Genomic DNA, 15,741 nt, shown 5'->3' with positions numbered 1-15,741 from the left:
GTTTATCGGGTGCGGGATTTTTTGTGTGTGGATATGCCGGTAACTTTAGGTTCAAGTGCCCCAGTAAGCGAGTGAGCAAGTGTTGAAGATGATGCTCTGTTTGCGGGGAAAGAGTCGATTTTTCAGAGGAGGAAGAAGGAAATGGGATTTGCCGAAGAGCATGACAGATGGCTGGAGTATCACAAGAAACGCAGGGCAGGGGAACGACTGGACCGTCTGGACCGGGGGCACCGGCACGGCGAGCAGATGTTTGTGGAGCGGGTATGGTGGCCGATTTTCGGTAACCTGGATGATCTGCATCCCGAGTACGAGGTAGCAGACTGGCGGGGCAGGCCATATTTTGTTGATTTTGTGTGGAAGCCGGGACAGGTTAAGTTCGCTATTGAGATCAAGGGATATGGACCGCATGTTCAGAATACGGACCGCACCCGCTACCGCCAGGAGCTGAACCGGGAGACGTATCTGCAGATTGCCGGATACCGCGTCGTCGCCATCCCTTACGATGATCTGGAGTCCGCACCGGAGCAGACCATCTCCTTGCTGAAAGCTTTGTTAACCCCATGTTTGTTGAAACAGAGGGCTGAGGGCGGCCGCCAGTATACAAGGATAGAGCGCGACATACTGCACATGGCAAGCCGGATGAATGGGATGATACGGCCGGTGGATGTGGTGAAGGGGCTTGGGATCAATCGGAGGACGGCGACAAAGCATTTAACTACTCTATGTGACAAAGGTAAATTCAAACCAGTGTTGACACCCGGGAGTAACCGGATCTGCCGCTATGAGCTTGTTCAAAGTATGATGGATTCCGAGATATGGTAGGCAATTCGACCGAAAGCGGGCAGTAGGCGGAAATGAGGTGCAGAAGTGCACCTGAATTAGCCAAAGGTAGGCAGTAGGCGGAAATGAGGAGCAGAAGTGCACCTGAATTAGCCGAAAGCGGGCAGTGGGCGGAAATGAGGAGCAGAAGTGCACCTGAATTAGCCAAAGGTAGGCAGTAGGCGGAAATGAGGAGCAGAAGTGCACCTGAATTAGCCGAAAGCGGGCAGTGAGCGGAAATGAGGAGCAGAAGTGCACCTGAATTAGCCGAAAGCGGGCAGTGAGCGGAAATGAGGAGCAGAAGTGCACCTGAATTAGCCAAAGGTAGGCAGTAGGCGGAAATGAGGAGCAGAAGTGCACCTCCCTCTCGTTCCCCCCACAAGCGGCCCCGAACACACGGGCCTAATGCGCCCCGCCCCCCGGCAGCTTGATCGTGAACGCTGAGCCCTGGCCCGGCTCGCTGCGCACCTCAATGGTGCCTTTGCTCAGGCTGATGATGCGCGCGGCCAGCGGCAGGCCGAGGCCGTTGCCTCCGTCGGAGCGGGCGGGGTCGCCCTGGTAGAACTTCTCGAAGATGTGCTTGCGCACCTTCGGGGTCATGCCGATGCCGGTGTCCGCGATAACCACCGAGATCCAGGTCCCGTCCGAGTGCAGCGCGACCGAGATCGTTCCGCCCTCCGGCGTGAACTTGATCGCATTGCCGAGCACATTAAGCCACACCTGCATCATCAGCTCTTCATTGCCATAATACCGCTCCTCATCCAGCTCAATATCCAGGTTCAGCTGCTTGGCTGACCAGAGGGATTCCAGCAGCAGCAGTGCCTGGCGGAGCTGCTCATCCAGCGGATATTCGGCCAGCTCTGAGAGCATCTCCTGGTTCTCCAGCTTGGATATCTTGAGGATGTTACCGGACAGATTGGACAGCTGCCGTGAGCTCTCGATAATCATTCCGGTGTATTCATCATGCTCCGCCTTGCTCAGATTCTCCTCCTGCAGCAGCATGGCGTACCCTTCAATCGCCGCAATAGGCGTCTTGAATTCGTGAGACACATTCACGACGAAGTCATTGCGCAAGGTCTCGATACTGCGCAGCTCCTGTACCATAAGGTTGAAGTGATGCGCTACTTCACTGATCTCATCCACACGGTGCGACTCATTCAGATAGATGTCGAAGTTGCCTCTGGCAATCTCTTTGGCGGCGCGGCTGAAGTCCGTGATCGGGGCCAGGATCTTTTTGCCGACCATAATACTGATCGTAGTCCCGATGACCACGCTGAACAGCATCATCATGAGCACAGGCGGGAACATATTGCGGTGCCCAATCGTATTATTCCCTACCCGGAAATACAGGTACGCCAGCACAGACAGAATAAACACAAAGAACAGAATGATTACGAACACCATCGAGACGAAATACCACCATAGCCCTCGGTTTCTCCCCCGGATCATCCCCGCTTCACCGCCTTATAGCCCAGCCCTCTGACCGTAACAATCTCAAAATCCGGGTTGTCCCTGAAGCGCTCCCGCAGCCGGTTAATGTGGACCACCACCGTATGCTCATCCGACTCGGAGTCCATCCCCCAGATTTCATCCATGAGCTGCTGCTTGGTGAATATTTTATTTGGATACGAGATCATTTTATAGAGGAGATAGAATTCCTTCTGCGGCAGCACGATACTCTCAGGCTCTTGAATCACGGTTAACGTATCATAGTCCAGCACCGTTTCTGCCCATTCGATTTTGCGTTCACTGATGATTTTGGCCCGGCGCAGCAGCGCCCCGACACGCAGGATCATCTCATTCACATTGACCGGCTTGACCATATAATCATCGATGCCAACGAGGAAGCCCTGCTGCTTATCGGCAAAAGTCTCCCGCGCCGTCACCATCAGGACCGGAAGCTGGCTATTGTTGTCCCGGAGCATCCGTGTCAGCTCGAAGCCGTCCATCACGGGCATCATAATATCGCAGATCATCAGATCGATATATTCCTTATCCAGCATCTCCAGCGCATCCTCGCCATTCATAGCCGGAACCGCGCGGTAGCCTTGTCTGGTCAGTACAGTGCAGAAGAGCTGCCGCAGCTTGGCGTCGTCCTCCACTACAAGAATAGTAAACATAGATTCTCCTCCTGGAACGGTTCCATGTAATTTAACGTATAGCTTGTATAGATGTTTTGCGGATTCTTCCAGTATACCTTACCAAGATCAACTTAATCTCAACCGGGAGTTTAGGTTTAGTTTATATTGGACGATTATACTGGGGAACAGCAGGACAGGAAGCACGTAGCACATACAGAGAATAAGAGTATAGGAATGGAAAGGGAGACTGGACAATGCTGCAATTAAAAAACATCACCAAGAGCTACAAGACCGGGGAATTCACTCAAGTCGCACTGGATAAAGTAAATCTTAATTTCAGAGAAAGTGAGTTCGTTGCGATTCTGGGCCAGAGCGGCTCGGGCAAGACCACGCTGCTCAACATCGTTGGCGGACTGGATCAGTATGACAGCGGAGAGCTGATCATTAACGGCCAATCTACCGAGCGCTTCAAGGACAGCGAGTGGGATGCGTACCGCAATAACAGTGTCGGCTTTATTTTTCAGAGCTATAATCTGATCTCGCACTTAAGCATCACGGACAACGTGGAGATGGGGATGACACTCAGCGGGGTATCCTCAGCCGAGAAGCACCGTAAGGCGCTGGAGGTACTGGAGAAGGTCGGCCTTAAGGATCATGTGCACAAAAAGCCGAATCAGCTCTCGGGCGGACAGATGCAGCGTGTAGCCATCGCCCGGGCGCTCGCGAACAATCCCGATATTATCCTGGCCGATGAGCCTACCGGCGCCTTGGATTCGGAGACGAGTGAGCAGATCATGGAGCTGATCAAGACCATTGCCGAGGATAAGCTCGTCATCATGGTTACCCATAACCCGGAGCTGGCGGAGAATTATGCAGACCGCGTGATCCGCTTCTCAGACGGTCATGCGATCTCGGACAGTAATCCGCTGGCTACGCAGAAGACCTCAAGTGCGTACAAGCTGAAGCAGACAAGCATGAGTTTTTTCACAGCCCTGAAATTATCCGGCAAAAACATTGCCACCAAGAAATGGCGCACGGGGTTGACCGCTTTTGCCTCCAGTATCGGGATTATCGGTATTGCCCTGATCCTGTCCCTGTCCAATGGCTTCGACAAACAGATCAGCTCCTATGAGACCGGGGCCTTATCCAACTTCCCGATCTCCATCAACCAGACGGCGGTCAATCTGCAGAATGCGGGCCCTCCAGGCAAGGAGAACACGGAGCTTACCTCATACCCGACAGAGAAAAAGCTTTTCCCGTACGATCCGACTGTGAACTCAGCCATGCATGTGAATGTGCTGACCAAGGAGTATATGCAGTATCTGGAGGGGATTGATCCGAAGCTGCTGGACGGCGTCTCCTATACCCGCAGTGTGAATATGAATTGGCTGGTGAAGGACGGGGACAAGGCGGCAGCGCTGGATAAAAGCAAGATTACTGTAGCTCCCTACCCGAGCAAACAGGGCAGTGACTCGGGAAGCTACCTGGAGCAGTACTATGATCTGCTAGAGGGAAAGTTCCCTACAGAGAAGACGGATCTGGTGCTCATCGTCGATCAATACAACCGTCTGACTAATGCGGCAGTGGATGCGCTCGGGCTGGATTATGAAGCCAAGAGCATCAATCTGAGCGATTTGGTCGGAACACAGCTGAAATTGATCAATAACAATGACTATTATAAAAAGAATGGCGAACAGTTTGTGGTCAATGCAGCCGGAGGGGATCTGAAGGATCTCTATAACAGTCCCAAGGCGGTTACCCTTAACATTGTAGGTGTGCTGCGTGCGCAGGAAGGGTCGAGAATCTCAACACTGTCGCCCGGTCTGGTCTATTCGGATGAACTGGCGGCCTCCTTCATTGCCGATGCGAAAGAATCCGAGATTGTCCTGGCCCAAGAGAAGGCAGATATCAATGTATTAACGGGGCAGGGGCTGTCGGATGGCCTCACAGGCTCGGGTTCAACCGGCCCGATGGGCGGGTCTGTTATGATGAATGCGGGTCAGACAGCCGCTGCTGGTATGGCAGCGCCCACGAAGGAGAATGCCCTTGCAGCGCTGGGGGCCACGGATATTCCAAGTGCAGTCTCGCTGTATCCGATTGATTTCAGTGCGAAGGAATCCATAAATGCTTATCTCGATAAATGGAATGAAGGCAAAGCGGAGGAGGATCAAGTGCAGTACACTGACCTTGCAGCGATTGTGACGAATATTTCCGGTGGAATTATGGACGGGATTACGATGGTGCTGATTGCTTTTGCGGCGATTTCCCTGGTGGTATCCCTGATCATGATTGCGATCATTACGTATATTTCCGTGATGGAACGTACGAAGGAGATCGGCGTATTGCGTGCACTGGGTGCCCGTAAGAAGGATATCACGCGGGTGTTCAATGCCGAGACCTTCATTATCGGGGCTTGCTCGGGGATTCTGGGCATCGGCATCACTTATCTGCTGACCATCCCGGTCAATGCTGTCCTCTACAACCTGACAGAGCTCAAAAATGTCGCCCAGCTGAATCCGCTCCACGCGCTCATTCTTGGTGTCATCAGCGTTCTGCTGACTATGCTTGGTGGAGCTATTCCGGCCAAGATGGCGGCGAAGAAGGACCCGGTGACTGCCCTGCGCAGTGAATAACCAGCCGTAGTCCGGATCAGCCAGACTGAAATGATGAAATGACGAAGAACCAAGGGAATCCGTTCCTTTGGTTCTTTGTTGATTCTATTTCTGTAAGATAAATTGCCATAGATCACAGACGGCAGGGAGATTGTGGGATAAAATAACAGGAAATAGAGATTTAATCATGTACCCAGGAGGGATCAAATGAAGACCAGAGGCAAGTTGCAGGTCATTGCGGGTTTTCTTATGCTGGCGTTAATTATTACCTTGCACGATGTGCTAGAGAATCAGAATCTGAGAATCGTATTATCGATCACTGTAGCGGTAGCCGCTGCTTATTTTCTTTCCAAAATCAGTCTTCCGCAGCAGGTATCCGGCAGAACGATGACGGTGGGATTAGTGTCATTGCTGGTATTCACTTGCATATACCATATTCTACTATCCCTGGTGTTGAAGCAGAGTATATTCGCCAACGAATTTTGGATTTTCTTATGCGTCATTTACCTGCTAATTTGGATGCGTGCCCGGCTAAGTCCCTCAAAATAACAGCCGCCGCTTGCATTGGGAGCAGCCGGAGCAGCAGTCTGGGATTACTCCGTAGAAGGCAGCTGAGCGCGTAGCGTTTTCTTTTTGTTAATCTCCTTGGACAGCTCTAACTGCTGCTGGGAGATTTTTTTGAGTTCAGCCTGCAGCTTGGTGATGCGGCTCATTTTACTGCTGAGGGAGCTTGGGGATGAGCTTAGCTTGCAGTCTTTTTCCAGCTGGTTGATCTTGAGCTTGGTCTTGCGGGTCTTCTTCTGCAGCTCTGTCATTCCGGCTTCCATCTCTGTGATTTCCTGAGTCAGGCGGTTAAGCATTGATTTCGTGAAGCTGATAGCCATTCGGGCACCTCTTACTTTTCTTAAAATGATAAGCATTCAGGATATCATTGTACTATAAGCGCAACGTATATGCGAGATGTGGAAGAAGACCCATGGAGTGCGCTCCGTCGGGTCTTCTTCTAAATGCAGTCTATGAAATAAAAAACAGCAGATGTTCTCCCTAGATTTCCTCGGCGACAACGATCTTCTGCTGCGTGCCCGGTTCCTTAGCCTGACCCACCTGCTTAATGAAGAAGGAGAGTAAGAGCCCGATAATTCCGACGCCCACAATAACCAGATAGGAATCGTTGATGCCCTGGATGGAAGACTCCATTAGCATATGCTGCTGAGTCTCGCCGGCAGTTCCGCTGCTGGCTGCGATATTCTGGAAGTGAGTGGCGGTGCGGCTGGTCATCACGGTGACCAGCAGAGAAGTACCTACTGCACCGGCGACTTGCCTTACGGTATTGGAGATCGCTGTGCCATGTGAATTCAGCCTGGTGGGCAGTTGATTTAGCCCGAGGGTCTGAATAGGCATCAGCAGCAGGGCCATGCCGATCCGGCGGCCGGTGGACATCAGCATCAGATAACCGTAGCTTGTCGAGTCTGTAAGATTCACGAAGCTGAGTGTGGTCAGAATAGTGATCGTCAGGCCGATAATGGCGAGCCATTTCGCTCCGAAGCGGTCGAACAGCTTACCGGTGACGGGCATCAGCGCGCCCATAATCACTGCGCCGGGCAGCAGCAGCAGGCCGGATTCCATAGCGGTGAAGCCGCGGGCATTCTGCAGATAGAGCGGCAGGAGCATCATATCCGCATACATCACAATCGTAACTGCCACACTGATGACGGTAGTCAAGGAGAACATATTATACTGGAAGGCCCGCAGATCAAGCAGCGGACTCCTGGAAGTGAGTTGCTTCCATATGAATAATCCAAGTGATATAGCGCCTGCGGCCAGCGACAATAACACCTCTGCGCTGGACCAGCCTGCACTGGCTGCCCGGCTGAAGCCGTACAATAGGGTACCGAATCCAATGGTGGATAGGATCACACTGGTGATGTCGATTTTGGGAAAAGAACGCTCAGCTACATTTCTCAGATAAATAAAACCGCATACGATGACCATAACCGTGAGCGGCAGCATGCCATAGAACATCATCTCCCAAGAATAACGTTCCATAATATATCCGGCCAGCGTAGGGCCGATGGCCGGGGCGAAGATAATGGCGAGCCCTACCATCCCCATGGCGGCTCCTCTTTTTTCACGCGGGAAGAGGGTCAAAATAACCTGGGTGAGCAGCGGCATAATAATGCCGGCACCGGCAGCCTGAATCATCCGTCCGGTAAGCAGTACCGGGAAGCTTCCTGCGAGTGCTGATACAAGGGTACCCGCAAAGAAAATAAACATCGAGGCCTGGAACAACTCCCGGGTAGTGAAGCGCTGCATCAGATAGGCCGTAATTGGAATCAACACACCGTTAACCAGCATATAGCCGGTAGTCAGCCACTGGGCCGTGGCCGCCGTAATATTGAAGTCATGCATAAGCTCCGGTGTAGCAACACTCATGATGGTCTGATTCAGTGTAGCCAGAAAGGCACCCAGAATCATTACGAACAGAATAGGTCCCTTGGGAATGGACGGGGCTTCTTTGATTGCTGTCTTGATACTCACTAGTCTTCATCCTTTCAAACCGCCAACTCATGGACTAAATTTACAATATGTCGTATAGTTTACAATGTATAAAGTAGATTATAGATGAAAATTTCATGTAATCAAGCAACGATTTTCGGGAAAATGTAAATTAGTTTACACTTAGAGGATATGTGTAGTGTATGTGGTTGAAAAACAACACTTTTGACTGAAATTGTAGCCTGCTCTTGGGCAGGACAGATTGGAGAGAACAGAAATGACTAATCCTGCCGAGCGGACAGATCCGCGTGTCCTTCGTACACGCCAATTCCTGAAGGAGGCTCTGATTGACCTGATGGAAGAGATGAGCATTGAGAAAATCACCGTCAACCGCCTGGCGCAGCGGGCCCAAATTAACCGTGTGACCTTCTATCTGCATTACCGGGATATCCCGGATATGCTGGAGAAAATGGCGGATGATATGGCGGAGGAAGTTCTGGAAGTGGTGAGAGACGATACGGACTTTACGGAAGCCGCACAAGAACAGAAGTGGCCGATGCTGGAGCACCTGCTTGTGCATATTGCAGCGAACGCCAAATTCTACAAAATCGTACTTACGTCGCGGAAGAGTACGATATTTACGGATCGGCTTTTTAAACTGATGGCAGACATTATTTCTGCACGGGTGGAGAGCAGGGTTACCGCACATGATGCTTCGGAAGTAACGGTACAGAAGGATATCGCTGTGTGGTACGGCTCGGCGGCCCTCATTGGTACCATCATCGCCTGGCTTCGGGAGGGCATGCCGTATACACCGCAGTATCTGGCGAAGCAGATTACTTCACTGCGGGCGAATTAATTGCCCGAAGCATTCCTTCTTGATGGATTCATAGGTCCAAGAGCAGCCAATTCCTCCCGCATATAAATAGTAGGGACTACTATATATTCTGAAGCTATTTTTGATGGGATGGGGTGGTACGAGATGAGGAGACAGGCAGGACCGGCACGAAAGCGGGTGCTTCGCGCCAAGCGGCAGGCTGTACCCGGAGTGAAGCGCAGAATCAAGGCACAGACGGTTGAATTTGCGGTGTTTGGTGACAGTCATGTGGGATACGGTAACAGCTTGAGCATCTTTAAGAGTCTTTTGCCTAAGGCGGTGAGCAGCGGGAACAAACGGTTTATCATCTTCGGGGGAGATAATACCCAGGCGGGAGCGGATCACGGGAATAACGCTAACGCCTACTATAAGGACTTCAAGGATACAGTGACTGCCACGCTGGGAAGCATCCCTTACAAGGCCTCTATAGGGAATTGGGAAGCCAGTACCCGGTCCTTGTTCACGCAGTATTTAGGGGCGGTGGCCGGACAGATGAATTTCCCGGGAACGCAGGGCAAGGTGAGATATGTGTGGCTGGATTGCGCACTGGGCCAGTTCACACCGGCAAGCCTCAATCTGCTGCGGAATCTGGATGACAGGTACTTCTATATTATTGATTTCCACTGGCCGCTCCGGGTGCAGGGCATTACGGTGGATTCCAGCCATGTGCTCAGCGCGGCCGAGACCTCCAAGTTCTTCACGGCCATTCCGGCAAAAGCCAGAGAGAAGGTGCTGGCGATCTTCACGCATCATGGTCACAAATTCTACCGGAAGCTGAGCAACATCTATCCGGGGTACACCAGAACCAAATTCTTCGTCACCGGCTGCTCCGGGGACTACAAATGTAAGCCCGGCGGGAACATGGGGTACTATAACGCCACATTAACCAGCAGCGGGTCAGGCTACAAAGTCGAGGCTTTTATCGCCCATTAAGGGGCTAAGTGAATGAGGCATAGCGGAGGGAGAGTGTCGTGGAGACATTCTCTTTATTTTTGGGCGGGCGTCCTGGCGGTGAACTTGACAGCCCTTTCATGGGTTAGGTATGGTGTAACAATACCGAACAATAAAGGTCATTAATACAAATAGAATTACTACAGGAGGAACGGTACAATGAATATTCTGATTACAGGGGCGGGACGCGGACTGGGCCTTGAACTAACGGCGGCTGCGCTGGAGCGTGGGCATGCTGTTATTGCGGGAGTGCGGGATCTGACGCGCGGGCAGGCAGCATTAGCTGATCTGGCGGCAGTATACGGGGACAAGCTGACTCTAGCGACACTTGATGTGACAGACGAGGCTGGAATAGCTGCGCTTGCCGCCAGCCTGACAGAGCAGGCCCGGACACTTGGCGTCATCATCAATAATGCCGCAGTGCTGAATGCCACGGACACCGCACTTGAAGCGCTGGATATAGAAGAGATGCAGAATGCCATGGATATCAATCTGTACGGACCGATGCGGGTGGTTAAGCACCTCCTGCCGCTGCTGACCGGGCCGGATGCTTCAATCATCAATATCTCATCAGAGGCAGGCAGTATCACCAATGCTTACCCGGGCAGCTATCCGTATACGATCTCCAAGACTGCGCTCAATATGTTCACGCAGAAGCTCCATGTCACACTGAAGGATCGCGGCATCCACGTACTCAGCGTCCATCCCGGCTGGATGCCTACCGATATGGGCGGAGCTAAGGCACCGCTTCACCCGCGCACCAGTGCCGAGGGCATTCTGGACCTGATCGGGCAGAGAGCCGAGCCGTCCGGTCATTTCAGATTCGTGGATTATACGGGTAAGGATATGGAGATATAGGGATACTCGGGCTAGCTAGTGCAGCATCAGGTTTAAATATATGGATTGCCAGCATCTCACATGTTAAGAGGCGAGCGGAGCTGTAATTTTCTCGTCCGGAGAGCGGCGGGGCCAGAGCAGCAGTCCCAGTGAGCAGACTACCAGAACTACGCAGAGCAGGTAGGAATGGCGGTATCCTAACCACTGGGCTGCGGCTCCTCCCGCCAGGCTTCCGGCCAGTCTGCCGATGGTTGTAGCATTGGTGTACAGCGTGGAGGCATAGCCGGGAAGGTCCGGCAGCAGATCCTGAATATAGCTGATTCCAATCGCAGAGATCACAGCGACAAAAAAAGCCAGCAGCACCTGTCCGGCGATGAGCTGCCACAGCTCACCTACTCCCATCACCAGCGCATAATAGATCCCCCCCATTGCCATTCCCCAGCCCAGCAGCACTTTGCTGTCGTATTTGGCTGACAGCAGCCCCAGCACCAGCATGAACGGAATCTCCATTAACGCGCAGACACTAGCCACCGAAGCTACATTCTGTGTAGTGCCTCCCAGCGTATTAACAATGAACAAGGAGATATTCAGATTATTGGCCCAGTGTCCGGTATAGAGCAGGGTCAGGATAAGAAAAGGAACCAGTACCCTGGCATTCCGTTGCAGCCCGGCGGGCTGCTGGACACGCCGCTCGGGCTGCTGCTTAGCGGCTGAAGGCCGTACGAAGCTGAACACCAGAAGGGCATTGATCAGGAAGATCAGTGTGGTCGTTGAGAAAATCCCCTGAAATCCGAAGCGGCTCAGGAGCGCGGCTCCAGCCAGCGGACCGCTGATAAAGCCAAGGGAGAACATTGAGCGCAGGGCCGAGTTAGCCAAGGCATGATCAGGAGAGCTGCTGGCGCTCACAGCTTCTCTGGCGCTGGCGAATAATTGCGGCATCGCCGGGGCGCCGGCTGCGGTGAATATTGTCATATAAGCCAGCAGCGGGTAGAAGTCATGAATGAATATGTATCCGGAAAAAGCAACAGCATTGAACATCATACAGATCACCATCAGCCTGCGGCGGTTCAGCCCGGCGTCGGAGCGTTTGGCGATGAACATGCTTAAGGCTACCCCGCTAAGGAGGGTTACCGCTGTAAATATTCCGAAGGTTCCGGCAGTAACGCCGAGTTTTTCTGTGAAGTAGACCGCCAGGAATGGAGCACTGATAGAGATGGCCATTCCCTGGAACAGCATGCAGAGCAGGAATATAGGATAGGTTGGAATGAGGAGCAGAGCATAGGTTCTTTTGAGCATAGAGTGTGTGGACTTCCTTTCAGCATCGTTTAGTCTTCTCTTTGATTTAATTATAGTATAACGTCAATAGCATAGGATGTGTCTGATTAGCATCTATACATTACGTAATCCCTAATAATGAACGGATTTTTGGGCCAATTGTTCAGGTGTTACTGTCAGGGAGAATCATCTAAGATGGAGGAGGATAGGACAGCCGGGCTGTGCGGAGGCAAGAGGACGCCGGGCTTGGCTGGAGATGAAACCGTTATCATGAAAAAATGAAGGAGAGATTACATATGGACGCTGCTGCATATCCGTTTAGACAAATTGAATTGCCATTAGATGAACGTGTTCAGGATCTGCTCTCCCGGCTGACGCTTGCGGAGAAGGTTAGTCAGATGCCGCAATATCAGGCAGCCATTGAACGGCTGGGTGTAGGCGGTTACAAGCATGGTACGGAGGGTGCGCACGGGATCTCCTGGCTGGGCAAAGCCACCTCGTACCCGCAGCCCAGCGGGCTTGCCTGTACCTGGAACCCGGCGCTGCTGCAGAGAATCGGTTCGGCAATCGGGGATGAGGCCAGGGCCTTTTACCGCAAGAACCCTACTATTAACGGCTTGACTCTGTGGGCACCGACTGTGGATATGGAACGGGACCCGCGCTGGGGGAGAACAGAGGAGGCCTACGGGGAAGACCCCGAGCTGACAGGCCGGCTGAGTACAGCGCTTGTCCAGGGAATTCAGGGCGATCATCCGGTGTATCTGAAAGCGGTAGCGACCCTGAAGCATTTCCTCGGGAACAATAATGAGATTGACCGAGGCGTGGCTTCGTCCAGCATTGACCCGCGCAATATGCGCGAATATTACCTGGAAGCCTTCAAGCCTGCCTTCAAGGAAGGCGGTGCACAATCCATGATGACCGCCTACAACTCCGTGAACGGTGTGCCGGTTATCCTCCATCCGGCGGTAATGGAGATTGTGAAGGGCGAATGGGAGATGGACGGCTTCATTGTCAGCGATGCCGGAGACCTGTTCGGCATTGTGAAGGACCATAAGTATTATGATTCCTTCGCCCAGTCCATGGCGGAATCTATTAAGAATGGCATTGACAGTGTGACCGAAGAGACGGAGGAGACCATTAAGGTTATTCACGAGGCGCTCCGTGAAGGGCTGCTGACCGAGGCGGACCTGGACCGCGCGCTGGCGAACACCTTCCGCGTCCGCTTCCGGCTCGGTGAGTTCGACCCGGAGGAAGGCAATCCGTATACGAAGATCGACGACTCGGCTATTCTCAGCAAAGCGCATGGCGAGCTGTCGCTCGAAGCCGCAAAGGAATCCATCGTGCTGCTGAAGAATGACAACGCTGCCCTTCCGCTGAATGCAGCCTCGTTGTCCAAGGTGGCTGTAATCGGCCCGCTGGGGGACGAAGCGTTCAGAGACTGGTATTCCGGCACGCTGCCCTATGCGGTGACCCCTTTGCAGGGAATCACGAAGAAGTTGTCAGGCAAGCAGGTCACCTTCGAGAGCGGGGATGACCGGATCATACTGACCTCCGCTGCCAGCGGACAAGCCGTGGGGTTTACGGGAGAGGACGGACGGCTAGCGGTGCTGCATGATCTGCCGGAACGCGGGGAGATGTTCCGCCATACGGCATGGGGCTGGACCGCTCATACCCTTGAATCTGCCAGCCGGGGACAATATGTTACCTTGACAGATGCTGGTACACTGACTGCTTCTGCGGATGAAATCTATGGCTGGTATGTGAAGGAATCGCTGAACCTGGTTCAGGAAGGCGAAGGCGCTGTCAGTTTGCGTACCTGGAATGATCAGCCGGTTGCAATCAGTGCCGAAGACGGAACCCTCCGCGTCTCGGAAGAGGAGCCCTCTTCCGAAGCACCGATATTCCATAAGCAACTGGTAGTGGATGGCGTAGAAGCAGCCGTTGAAGCGGCGCGGGCCGCTGAGGTTGCCGTCGTATTCGTCGGTAACCATCCGCTCTTGAACGGCAAGGAGGAGATTGACCGGCCGGATATTGTACTGCCTGCAGAACAGGAGAATCTGGTCAAGGCCGTCTATGCCGCCAACCCGAACACCGTTGTGGTGATCGTCGGCAGCTATCCGATTTCCTCCACCTGGATCGACGAGCATATTCCAGCCGTGCTGTACACTTCGCATAGCGGGCAGGAGCTGGGCCATGCCGTTGCAGATGTCCTGTTCGGCGATTACAGCCCGTCCGGCAAACTGAATATGACCTGGTACCGCAGCGTCAGCCAACTGCCTGAATTCATGGACTACGATATTATCAAAGGCAAAAGAACCTACATGTACTTCGACGGTGAGCCGCTCTATCCATTCGGTCATGGGCTGAGCTATGCACAGGTGAACTATAACAACCTGTCGCTGGCAGCGGAGGAAATACAGCAGGACGGTAATATCAATCTGACCGTAGAGCTTGAGAACAGCGGCAGCGTTGACGGTGACGAGGTCGTCCAGTTGTATGTCCAGTGCTTGTCCACCCGGATCAAGCGGCCGCTTAAGCAGCTGAAGAGGTTCGTCAAAATCCGGCTGGCTGCCGGACACAAGCAGACGGTCACCTTTACCTTACCCGCCGCTGAACTCTCCTTCTGGGACGTCAGCCGCGAACAGTACTGTGTGGAGGATGGGGAATACCAGCTAATGGTAGGCCGCTCCTCAGGAGATATCCGGCTGGCAGCCACCATCAGGGTGCATGGCGAGGCTGTTCCGCCGCGTGATCTGTATGCGCCGGTTAAGGCTGAGAATTACGATGATTACGATAGCGTCTTCCTCGATGAATGTAAGGCTGGCGGCGCTGCGGTACATCCGGTGAAGGGCGGGGCGTGGATCGCGTTCCATAATGTCCGGTTTGCAGAGGGTGCAGCAGGTGTCGAAATGCTGGTATCCTCTGTCCAAGGAGGCGTGGTTGAAGTCCGGATCGGCAGCCCGTCCGGCAAGCTGGCGGCTACACTTGCCATTCCGTCAGGCGGCGTTCAACAGTGGCACAGCCAGTCCACTATAGCAGATGTGGATGCTGGAACTACAGATGTGTATCTTGTCTTGCAGGGTGAGATTCTGCTCAGCCGCATTCAGTTTACAGTGTAGGTGTTCTTGCGTAGCGGGACCCTTGTATAGATGTGAAAAAAGCTTCTGGATGGCCCTTAGGGCGGTCCGGAAGCTTTTTTATGAATTTAGCGTGCCTAGTTAAGCACGCATCATCTAGCCGGTGAAGTTCCAGTCGATCAAGGGACTAAGACCCCACGTAGCTAGGATTCTTGTGTGTATAGCAAAAGTGGTACTAAAAGCGAGTCGACAAAGTGCTTGTCAGAGAGCGACGAATAAAATACCAGCCTGTAATGTCAAGTGAATCTTGCGGCGTTGTTATAAAGCCTCGAAAGAGAAGGGGGAGAGGAAACGCCCGTTAGAAGTCTTTTTTTAGATTACTATTTTTTTATAATAATTTTGAATATCAAAGGATAGTATGGAAAATATAGAACGAAAAATTCATAGATTATACATTTTTTCCCTTGTAACTATATTATATATAGTAATCAATGATATTGTTTTTTTACTTATATGTAATTTATTTGATATACAATATATGGTGTGTTATTATGGTTTATGCCAAGGTAATGAATGTATATTATTACATTTGGTTATATTTTATTCCTGAAAAAGAGAGGAGGGGTTAATATGAAAAACAACTTATTTGATCTGGATGTGCAAGTTAATAAGACTACAGTTTCTTCTGTACAGCCAAATGTTACAAGTATAGTATG

13 protein-coding genes are annotated in these 15,741 nt (G+C 52.3%); 8 read left to right on the top strand and 5 right to left on the bottom strand.

The features are described from left to right. The first annotated feature begins 141 nt into the window (after window positions 1-141). Window positions 142-822, top strand: a complete 681-nt coding sequence (locus tag C162_RS02530) for a hypothetical protein (RefSeq protein ID WP_036690962.1) — start codon at window positions 142-144, stop codon at window positions 820-822. Window positions 823-1,221: 399 nt separating this feature from the next. On the opposite strand, the gene C162_RS02525 is transcribed toward C162_RS02530, so the two are convergent. Then, complete coding sequence (locus tag C162_RS02525) at window positions 1,222-2,268, bottom strand: HAMP domain-containing sensor histidine kinase (RefSeq protein WP_051493163.1); 1,047 nt, start codon at window positions 2,266-2,268, stop codon at window positions 1,222-1,224. Then, entirely contained in the window at window positions 2,265-2,939 is a 675-nt protein-coding gene (locus C162_RS02520; RefSeq protein WP_036690960.1) for a response regulator transcription factor, read from the bottom strand. Before C162_RS02520 ends, C162_RS02525 begins: the two co-directional genes overlap by 4 nt. A gap of 215 nt (window positions 2,940-3,154) precedes the next feature. Here C162_RS02520 and C162_RS02515 point away from each other — a divergent pair, with 215 nt between their 5' ends. Both C162_RS02515 and C162_RS02510 read left to right on the top strand, forming a co-directional pair. Then, the gene (locus tag C162_RS02515) at window positions 3,155-5,533 is read left to right on the top strand and encodes an ABC transporter ATP-binding protein/permease (RefSeq protein WP_036690958.1); all 2,379 of its coding nucleotides are present in this window, start codon (window positions 3,155-3,157) and stop codon (window positions 5,531-5,533) included. 186 nt (window positions 5,534-5,719) lie between these two features. Continuing rightward, a complete protein-coding gene (locus C162_RS02510) occupies window positions 5,720-6,061 on the top strand; it encodes a hypothetical protein (protein ID WP_036690956.1) in 342 nt (113 codons plus the stop codon). A gap of 44 nt (window positions 6,062-6,105) precedes the next feature. Here the strand turns inward: C162_RS02510 and C162_RS02505 are convergent, their stop codons facing one another. After that, on the bottom strand, window positions 6,106-6,396 hold the full coding sequence (locus C162_RS02505; RefSeq protein ID WP_036690953.1) for a hypothetical protein: 291 nt from the start codon (window positions 6,394-6,396) through the stop codon (window positions 6,106-6,108). Window positions 6,397-6,556: 160 nt separating this feature from the next. Next, entirely contained in the window at window positions 6,557-7,987 is a 1,431-nt protein-coding gene (locus tag C162_RS02500; RefSeq protein WP_051493181.1) for a DHA2 family efflux MFS transporter permease subunit, read from the bottom strand. A gap of 298 nt (window positions 7,988-8,285) precedes the next feature. Here C162_RS02500 and C162_RS02495 point away from each other — a divergent pair, with 298 nt between their 5' ends. The 3 genes from C162_RS02495 (at window position 8,286) to C162_RS02485 (ending at window position 10,694) form a co-directional block, all read left to right on the top strand. Further along, window positions 8,286-8,867 carry a TetR/AcrR family transcriptional regulator gene (locus C162_RS02495; protein ID WP_036690951.1) on the top strand — a complete coding sequence of 194 codons (582 nt, stop codon included), beginning with the start codon at window positions 8,286-8,288 and terminating at the stop codon, window positions 8,865-8,867. 123 nt (window positions 8,868-8,990) lie between these two features. Then, on the top strand, window positions 8,991-9,818 hold the full coding sequence (locus C162_RS02490; RefSeq protein ID WP_036690950.1) for a metallophosphoesterase family protein: 828 nt from the start codon (window positions 8,991-8,993) through the stop codon (window positions 9,816-9,818). 177 nt (window positions 9,819-9,995) lie between these two features. Further along, window positions 9,996-10,694 (top strand): SDR family oxidoreductase, encoded by a 699-nt coding sequence (locus tag C162_RS02485; protein ID WP_036690947.1) that lies wholly within the window; start codon window positions 9,996-9,998, stop codon window positions 10,692-10,694. 63 nt (window positions 10,695-10,757) lie between these two features. Here the strand turns inward: C162_RS02485 and C162_RS02480 are convergent, their stop codons facing one another. Continuing rightward, window positions 10,758-11,969, bottom strand: a complete 1,212-nt coding sequence (locus C162_RS02480; protein ID WP_036690945.1) for a sugar efflux transporter — start codon at window positions 11,967-11,969, stop codon at window positions 10,758-10,760. Between the two features lie 275 nt (window positions 11,970-12,244). Between C162_RS02480 and C162_RS02475 the strand changes: the two genes are divergently transcribed. Together C162_RS02475 and C162_RS37535 are read left to right on the top strand one after the other, a co-directional pair. Next, window positions 12,245-15,067 (top strand): glycoside hydrolase family 3 protein, encoded by a 2,823-nt coding sequence (locus C162_RS02475; protein ID WP_036690943.1) that lies wholly within the window; start codon window positions 12,245-12,247, stop codon window positions 15,065-15,067. A 531-nt stretch (window positions 15,068-15,598) separates the two neighbouring features. Then, window positions 15,599-15,741 (top strand): FDLD family class I lanthipeptide (locus C162_RS37535; RefSeq protein WP_200869165.1); only part of this gene is annotated, 143 nt, incomplete at its 3' end.

The sequence above is a fragment of the Paenibacillus sp. FSL R7-269 genome, from assembly GCF_000517865.1.
Lineage (GTDB): Bacteria > Bacillota > Bacilli > Paenibacillales > Paenibacillaceae > Paenibacillus_AQ.
The sequence above is the reverse complement of the archived record's forward strand: the minus strand, read 5'-3'. Positions and strand labels throughout refer to the sequence as shown.

Coding starts and splice junctions, on each gene's coding strand:
- C162_RS02530 (WP_036690962.1), top strand. CDS start 142: ATGGGATTTGCCGAAGAGCATGACAGATGGCTGGAGTATCACAAGAAA.
- C162_RS02525 (WP_051493163.1), bottom strand. CDS start 2,268: ATGATCCGGGGGAGAAACCGAGGGCTATGGTGGTATTTCGTCTCGATG.
- C162_RS02520 (WP_036690960.1), bottom strand. CDS start 2,939: ATGTTTACTATTCTTGTAGTGGAGGACGACGCCAAGCTGCGGCAGCTC.
- C162_RS02515 (WP_036690958.1), top strand. CDS start 3,155: ATGCTGCAATTAAAAAACATCACCAAGAGCTACAAGACCGGGGAATTC.
- C162_RS02510 (WP_036690956.1), top strand. CDS start 5,720: ATGAAGACCAGAGGCAAGTTGCAGGTCATTGCGGGTTTTCTTATGCTG.
- C162_RS02505 (WP_036690953.1), bottom strand. CDS start 6,396: ATGGCTATCAGCTTCACGAAATCAATGCTTAACCGCCTGACTCAGGAA.
- C162_RS02500 (WP_051493181.1), bottom strand. CDS start 7,987: ATGATTCTGGGTGCCTTTCTGGCTACACTGAATCAGACCATCATGAGT.
- C162_RS02495 (WP_036690951.1), top strand. CDS start 8,286: ATGACTAATCCTGCCGAGCGGACAGATCCGCGTGTCCTTCGTACACGC.
- C162_RS02490 (WP_036690950.1), top strand. CDS start 8,991: ATGAGGAGACAGGCAGGACCGGCACGAAAGCGGGTGCTTCGCGCCAAG.
- C162_RS02485 (WP_036690947.1), top strand. CDS start 9,996: ATGAATATTCTGATTACAGGGGCGGGACGCGGACTGGGCCTTGAACTA.
- C162_RS02480 (WP_036690945.1), bottom strand. CDS start 11,969: ATGCTCAAAAGAACCTATGCTCTGCTCCTCATTCCAACCTATCCTATA.
- C162_RS02475 (WP_036690943.1), top strand. CDS start 12,245: ATGGACGCTGCTGCATATCCGTTTAGACAAATTGAATTGCCATTAGAT.